Source organism: Streptomyces sp. YS-3 (genome assembly GCF_045257485.1).
Lineage (GTDB): Bacteria > Actinomycetota > Actinomycetes > Streptomycetales > Streptomycetaceae > Streptomyces.
This window is the reverse complement of sequence record NZ_JBJHPC010000410.1, coordinates 1-6,587: the sequence shown is the minus strand read 5'-3', so window position 1 is coordinate 6,587 and position 6,587 is coordinate 1. Positions and strand designations below refer to the sequence as shown.

General features: G+C 70.4%; 4 protein-coding genes. 2 read left to right on the top strand and 2 right to left on the bottom strand.

What is annotated here, in order from left to right; all coding sequences use genetic code 11:
• Positions 1 to 1,441, bottom strand: a 1,441-nt coding sequence (locus ACJA3G_RS26685; RefSeq protein ID WP_406555595.1) for a PIG-L family deacetylase, incomplete at its 3' end; no start/stop codon positions are given.
• Between the two features lie 218 nt (positions 1,442 to 1,659).
• Here ACJA3G_RS26685 and ACJA3G_RS26680 point away from each other — a divergent pair.
• Together ACJA3G_RS26680 and ACJA3G_RS26675 are read left to right on the top strand one after the other, a co-directional pair.
• Positions 1,660 to 2,661 carry a hypothetical protein gene (locus ACJA3G_RS26680; protein ID WP_406555594.1) on the top strand — a complete coding sequence of 334 codons (1,002 nt, stop codon included), beginning with the start codon at positions 1,660 to 1,662 and terminating at the stop codon, positions 2,659 to 2,661.
• Positions 2,658 to 5,480, top strand: coding sequence for a stealth conserved region 3 domain-containing protein (locus ACJA3G_RS26675; protein WP_406555593.1), 2,823 nt, complete (start codon positions 2,658 to 2,660; stop codon positions 5,478 to 5,480). The genes ACJA3G_RS26680 and ACJA3G_RS26675 overlap by 4 nt, the downstream gene beginning before the upstream one ends.
• 95 nt (positions 5,481 to 5,575) lie before the next feature.
• Here the strand turns inward: ACJA3G_RS26675 and ACJA3G_RS26670 are convergent.
• Positions 5,576 to 6,587 (bottom strand): stealth family protein (locus ACJA3G_RS26670; RefSeq protein WP_406555592.1); only part of this gene is annotated, 1,012 nt, incomplete at its 5' end.

Sequence of the window (6,587 nt, the reverse complement as noted above, 5' to 3'; positions counted from 1 at the left end):
GGCGGGGGTCGGTCTCGGGGTTGCCGAGGCTGGTCCAGCGCTCCTCGAAGGCGCCGCCGGCGCTCTTCTGCTGGAGGACCACTATCTCGCGGGTRTCGTCCTTGTCGGCGGCGCCCAGGCCGGTGAAGCGCAGGCCGAGGACGAGGTGGCGGCCGTCGGCGGCGACGACGGCGCTGAGGGCGGGGGCGAGGGGGCCGCCGCCGAGGTCCTCGGCGGCGCCCCAGCCGCCGCTGTAGGGGCCGGATTCGCGCCAGCGGGCGGCGCGGGTGCCGAGGACGGCGTAGGCGCTCATGCGGCCGTCCTCGTCGATGACGACCTTGGGGCCGGCGGTCGGGTAGCGGCGGTGGGTGGAGCGGACCCAGCCCTTCTTGGACTTCAGGACGCCGTTGAGGCCGACGGAGTAGTCGCCGCAGCCCGAGGCGTTGCCGCACTGCCAGCTGGAGGCGCCGCCGTAGGCGTTGAGGTACTCGGTCTTCTGGTGGACCGTGTCATTGGGCAGGTTGTACGGCCAGCGCTGGTTGTAGTAGCCGCGGAAGGCCTCGGTGAGGAAGCCGGGGGTGCGGGTGCCCTCGCTGCTGCCCTGGCCCCACTGGGCGAGGGCGCGCCAGGTGAAGAGGGCGACGGCGGTGTGGTCGGGGTGGTCGGAGTAGCCGACCTGGTCGCTGCCGCGGGGGTGGAGCTTGTCGTGGACCTGGGCGTCGGGGTCCGGGTCGAGGGTGCGCACCAGCGTGGGCCGGTACTTGCGCATCAGGAACAGCAGCGCGTCGGTGAGCTCGTCGCGGCTGAAGGTGTACTTCTCGCGGACCGGCGACTCGGGGGTGGGCTGGGTGCGCAGCACCACGCCGGGGGTGTTCCACAGCTGGGTCATGCCGACCCAGCCGCGGCCGGTCTTCTCGTGCATCCGCACGCCGAGGAAGATCAGTTCGGCGCGGCGGCCGTTGTACTCCAGGACGTTGAGCTCGGCCTCGCGTCCGCCGGGCAGTTTGAGGGCGGTGCGCGTCCACGGGGTGAAGAGGGTCGCGCCGAGCATGCGGGCGTACGCCTGGCGCAGGCCCTGCTGGCGTGCGGAGACGTAGGCGGGCACGTCGGGGCGGGCCTTGGGCTCGCCGGGTGCCTGGTTGACGCCGAAGGAGCCGCCGCCGGTGACGTACACGGAGACGACGGGGACGCCGCGCTCGATGGTGTTGAGCGTGTCCGGGTTCATGAAGAAGAGGTCGTCGTCCGGGTGCGCGACGATCGCCATGGCGAGCGGGCGGCCGGGGGTGTCGAAGCTGCTGCGGTGGTCGACCGGCAGCAGCGACACCGGCTTCGGTGGTTGACTGGTGACGGCGGCACCCCTGGCCGAGGGGTGCTTGCTGTCACACCCGGCGATCGCCCCCGCCGCAACCGTCCCCGCCAGCGAAGCCAGCACGGCACGCCGGGAGGCCACTTGGCGTCCCATCTTCGGCCAGCGTCCCATGTCCTTCTCCCACTCCCCGCTCCACGTTCATCTGCGATCAAGCAGACCGCCACCCGAGGAGAGGGCGGAAACTTCGTTTGGGTTCCACTCGATGATGCAATCGTGATGCATCGATAGAATTACGAAGCAACTTGCCGATCTTACGCATTATTGGCAGCATGCAACGCTGACCATTAGCCCAGACGAGAGCTAGGTTCACCGTGAGTGACTCACTGCTGCCCTATGCGGTGGGCGCCGCCAAGCGGGCGCGCCGCGCGGCAGTACGTATGCGCCGACGTGTCGAGCAGATGCATACCGTACCGGCCATCGACGGCGTCAAGCCGCGTCCGCTGCTGCGGCCTGTGCATTTCTCGGTCTCCGGTGGGCGCACCCTCAACTTCGCGGTGACGTTCCCGCGCCGTCCCGAGGCGGTCGGGGCGGCTCATCTGGAGTTGTCGCGCGGGCGCAAGGTCGTCCACGTGGAGCTGGAGCAGGAGCCGCAGAGTGACGGAAGTCTCCTTCTGACGGCGACCGTTCCGCTGCGCCATGACGATCCGTCGGAGACCGGCACCCGGGGACCGGTGCTCTCGTCCGGTATGTGGCGGATGGAGGTCGTCGTCACCGAAAGTGACGGCCGTGAACTGCGGGCCAAGATCGCGTCGGCTCCGGCGGAGTCCTCCGACGGCCCCACCCTGTCCACCTCGCCGTCCCCCAGCAGCGGCGCGGTCTTCCGTCCGGTCCGCTCGGTCGACGGCCGTTCGATGCTGAACGTGCGCGGTCCGCGTCACCAGGCCGAGCTCACCTCGTTCGAGCTGCGCTGGGACCGGATCGTGGTGCACGGCCGGCTCATCGCGCCCAAGGCGCCCGTCGAGGAGTACACCGCGGAGGCGGTGCTGCGGCGCGGCGGCAAGTCGGCGGCGGCGCCCGTGGTGTGGGACGGTGACCGCTTCACCTTCGACGTCCCGCTCGCCGAGATGGCGGTCGGCCGCGCCACCCGCACCTGGGACATGCATCTGAAGGCCGGCGGGAACCGGATCAAGATCGCCCGGCGGCTGACCGATGTGCGTCACCCCAAGCAGGTCTACCGGACGCCGTTCCGTATCGTCGCTCTCGACAACGGTTCGCTCGCGCGGGTGCACGCCTACGTCACACCGGCCGGCGTGCTCGCCGTGTCCTGTACCGGATTCGGAACCGCCCCCCGTGGCGCAGAGGAAGTTGCATGAAGATCACGTTTCTGCTCACCTGGGGCGACGAGATGGGCGGCACCGAGATGGCCGCCTACACCCAGGCGATCCATCTCGCTCCCCGGCACGAGGTCGAGGTGCTGAGCGTCTTCAAGACCCGTCCGGAGCCGTTCTTCTCGGCCGCCCGGCAGGTCAAGCGGCGCTACCTGGTGGACAGGACCGAATCGTACGGACGCCCGGTGCGCCCCAGTTCGCTGGACGAGAACGCCTGCCGGACCCTGGAGTCGCTGCCGAGCGAGATCATCAAGCCGTCCTGGGAGTCGACCTTCGACCGGCTCTCCGACATCGAGATGACGGCCGCTCTCGGCTCCCTCGACTCGGACGTGCTGATCACCACCACCCCGGCGCTGCTGGCCGCCGCCGCCGAGCTCGCCCCCTCCCGGGTCGTCACCGTGCACCAGGAGCACCGCGCCTCCCAGCTGCGCGGTGTCTCCGGTGAGCCGCTGCTGGTCTACGGCCCGCGCGTGGACGCGCTGGTGTCGCTGACCGAGCGCACCAACGACTGGTTCGCCGACTCGCTGCGTGACTCCGCCCCGGAGCTCGCCGCGATCCCCAACGCGGTGCCGGACGGCTACCGCCCGCGCGCCGACCTGGAGTCCAGGACGATCGTCCTCGCTGCCCGGATGACCCCGGAGAAGCAGCTGGACCACGCCATCCACGCCTTCCACCGGATCTCCGCGGACTTCCCCGACTGGCAGCTGCGGATCTTCGGCGACGGCCCGCAGGAGGTGCGTCTGCGCCGCCTCGTCGAGGGTCTGGGCATGCACTCGCGCATCGAACTGGTGGGCCGCTCCTCGCAGATGGAGCAGGAGTGGGCGAAGGCCAGTGTCTGCCTGCTGCCCTCGCGCAACGAGGCGTTCCCGCTGGTGCTCCTGGAGATGTTCGCGGCCGGCGTGCCGGTCATCGCGTACGACATCGTCACCGGGCCCGCCGAGATCATCCGCCACGACGTGGACGGTCTGCTGGTGCCGCCCGGCGACATCGACTCGCTGGCCGCCGCGATGTCCCGGCTGATGGGCGAGGACGACACCCGGCACGCCTTCGGCAAGGCCGCCCGCAAGGGCGTGTACGAGCGCTTCGGCGGCGAGGACATCACCGCCCGCTGGGAGGAGCTCTTCGCCAAGCTGGTGGCCCGCCGCGACACCCCCGAGCGCCTCGCCCAGCGCGCGGACCGCACCGCGCTGCGCATCGCGGCCGGCGGCACCCGCAGCTTCAGCGTCGCCGCCCCCGTCTCGGCCCTGTCGAACTCGGCGGACGAGCAGAAGGCCCGCGAGGTGATGATCCAGGCGCAGGACCGCAGCGGGACGCTGATCCGCTCGGCCGGCCGCCTCGCCGAGCAGCGCGACGACATCACCGGCCCGCGCATGGCCCAGATCAACCTGGAGATCACCGCCAAGGTCCTGGAGGACGCGGGGATCCCGTACGTCCTGCTGCGCCACGACGTGGGTGTCGCCCACCGCGTCGCCGTCCCCGTCGAGATGCGCCGCCGGGTCCTGGAGGCCATGTCGACGGCCCTGCACGGCAAGCCGGTCTACGCCGAGCTGGTCACCCCGCGCGGCGCGGCCCCCGGCGCGGTCCTCGCCGAGCGCCTCGACGGCGTCGGTGAGGTGGCGGGCCTGCGGGTGTTCAAGCCGATCACCTCCGAGAGCCGCACCCTGCGCTACGGCCCGGCCTACGGCTGCGGTCTGGAGTTCTGGGCGGAGTCGGAGGAGGACGGCTGGCGCGAGACGCCCCGGCTGACGACCCTGCTCGGGCGCCGCCTGCCGAACCTGGAGGCCACCGCCAAGCTGCGGGTCGGCGAGCGCGACTACCCGACGCTCGCGCAGTTCACCAAGCAGCTGATGTGGGACGTCGACTACCCGATCGACGTCGTCTACACCTGGGTCGACGACACCGACCCGGCCTGGCAGGAGCGCCGCGACTCGGTGCGCCGCAGCCGGAACATGCCGACCAACGACGCCGACAGCGGCGACGTGCGCTTCCGCAACCGCGACGAGCTGCGCTACTCGCTGCGCTCCCTGGAGATGTTCGCGCCCTGGGTGCGCACCATCTACCTGGTGACCGACGACCAGACGCCGGAGTGGCTGGACACCACCCAGCCCGGCATCAAGGTCGTCAGCCACCGGGAGATCTTCAAGGACCAGGCCTGGCTGCCGACGTTCAACTCGCACGCCATCGAGAGCCAGCTGTACCGCATCGAGGGCCTGGCCGAGCACTTCCTCTACCTCAACGACGACGTGTTCATCGGCCGTCCGCTGGCGCCGTCGTCGTTCTTCCTGAGCAACGGGGTGGCGAAGTTCTTCCGTTCGCCCACCACCGTCCCGCCGACCGAGCCGTCCCCGGACGACGAGGGCTACTTCGCCGCGGCGAAGAACAACCGGGCGCTCCTGGAGGAGGCGTTCGGGCGGGTGGCGACCAACAGCTTCCTGCACGCGCCGCACCCGCTGCGCCGCAGTGTGCTGACCGAGATCGCGGACAAGTTCCCCGAGGAGGTGGGCCGGACCGCGGCCAACCCCTTCCGCGCCAACTCGGACCTGTCGATCACGTCCTCGCTCCACCACCACTACGGCTACCTGATCGGCAGCTCGGTGCCGAGCGCGATCTCGTGCAGCTACATCAACGTGGGCAACTACGACCACCACACGGTGCTGACCCGGCTGCTCGCCGAGCGCGCCCACGACACGTTCTGCATCGGTGAGTCCGCCGACGCGGAGGTGTCGGTGGAGGAGCAGGACCGCGTCCTGCGGGCGTTCCTGAGCGCGTACTTCCCGGTGAAGTCCCGCTACGAGCGCGACTGACGCGGCGGATACGTCGGGTACGCGAAAGGGGCCCGCCCGGACCTTCTGGTCCGGGCGGGCCCCTCTTTCTTTTCGGTCGCGCCGACCGGTGGGCGCTACTTCTCGAACGGGCTCGGCACCGGGAAGTACGCGTCCAGGAACGGCGTGATGAGGTCCTTCTGCTCGTGCACGTCCTGCTCGGTGGAGACCGTGTCGTTGACGCAGAACACCGTCTTGTCCCGGTTGGCGAGGAGCCGGCCGAGCCGCGTCTCCGTCCACGGGTGCGTCAGATCGAGGTAGGTGTACGGGAGTTCGGAGGGCACCGCGCGCTGCGTGTGGTACGCGTAGTAGTGGTGCAGCGAGGAGGAGATGGAGATGTCGTCCTCCGAGCGGAACCGGCTCGCCTCGGTGTAGCGGTACTCCGGCTCGAACTCCGTCTCGATCTCGGTGAGCAGGCTGCGGCGCAGCGGGTGCGGCATGTGCTTCATCTTCTGCACGACGACCGCCCCGTACCGCTCCTCGATCAGGCGGCGGTTGTTCTTGCCGGCGGCGGCCACCGGCGGGTCCTCGGGGGTGCGCTCGCCCAGCGGTACGAGCGCGGGCGAGGGGAAGAACTTGGTGAGGCCGCTGGAGAGGAAGAAGTCCTGCGGGGTGACCTCGTTGCCGAGCATCACGTCGTCGTTGAAGTACAGGAAGTGCTCGGCCAGGCCGTCGATGTGGTGGAGCTGGCTCTCGATGGCGTGCGAGTTGAAGGTGGGCAGCAGCGCCGGGTCGCGGAAGATCTCCTTGTGGCTGACGACCTTGATGCCGGGCCGGGTGGTGTCCAGCCAGTCGGGCGTCTGGTCGTCGGTGACGAGGTAGACGTTGCGTACCCAGGGCGCGTACATGTGCAGCGAGCGCAGCGAGTAGCGCAGTTCGTCGCGGCTCAGATAGCGCGCGGCGTTGGCGGCCTCGGCGTGGTAGGTCTCGCCGGTGAACGCGGCGCGGCGGCGCAGCCAGGCCGGGTCGGCGCCGTTCACCCAGGTGTAGACGACGTCGACCGGGAAGGTGATCTCGTCGGTGGGGTGGATGGCGAACTCGGCGCGGGTGGGCACCTGGGCGGCGTCGGGGGCCTCGCGCGGGGCGAGG